The organism is Candidatus Hydrogenedentota bacterium (genome assembly GCA_016791475.1).
GTDB lineage: Bacteria > Hydrogenedentota > Hydrogenedentia > Hydrogenedentales > JAEUWI01 > JAEUWI01.
Window position 1 is genome coordinate 1 of the sequence record JAEUWI010000302.1, and the last position, 623, is coordinate 623.

The 623-nt window shown below is 68.5% G+C and carries 2 protein-coding genes; one reads left to right on the plus strand and one right to left on the minus strand.

Annotated features, from left to right (window positions below):
- On the minus strand, positions 1-284 hold a 284-nt coding region (locus JNK74_29335), incomplete at its 3' end, for a class II fructose-bisphosphate aldolase (GenBank protein ID MBL7650280.1).
- A 156-nt stretch (positions 285-440) separates the two neighbouring features.
- On the opposite strand from JNK74_29335, the gene JNK74_29340 reads away from it, so the two are divergent.
- The coding region (locus JNK74_29340) for a hypothetical protein (protein MBL7650281.1) at positions 441-623 on the plus strand (183 nt) is incomplete at its 3' end.

The window sequence follows — 623 nt, forward strand, 5'->3', positions numbered from 1 at the left end:
TCGGTGTGCAGGGCGATCTGGATGTCGTACTTCTTGGCGACCTCGTGGGCGAAGGCGGCGAAGGCGGCCGAGCCGGTGACCATGTCCTTGACCGTGGGGCCGGAGAAGTACTCGGCGCCGCCGGTGGAGACCTGGATGATGCCGTCGCTCTCGGCCTCGGCGAAGCCGCGGATCGCGGCGTTCAGGGTCTGCGACGAGCTGACGTTGATGGCCGGGTAGGCGAAGCGGCCTTCCTTGGCCCGGTCGAGCATCTCGGCGTAGGCCTCGGGGGTTGCGATGGGCATGAGATGTGCTCCTGTACTCGCATGACGGTGGTGGATGTCCGCACTCGATCCTTCCACGCCCGGGCGCTCGTCAGCACAACAGAGGTCCCGGCCTTTGGTGAACACTTGGCGCGTGTCGACCACGCAGCGTGACCTCGCGGGGTGGATGATCTGCCCGTGCTCGACGTGCCCGCCTCGATGCCGGCCCGCCTGACCTGCGACGTGTGCGGGTTCATGGCGGACGTCGCTGTGGTCGCCGACGACAACGGTGGGGAGACGACCGCGGTGTCGTGCTGGCGCGACCGCATCCAGCTGCCCCGCAGGCTGCCCCCGGGCACGATGTGGATCGAGCGCCGCTAC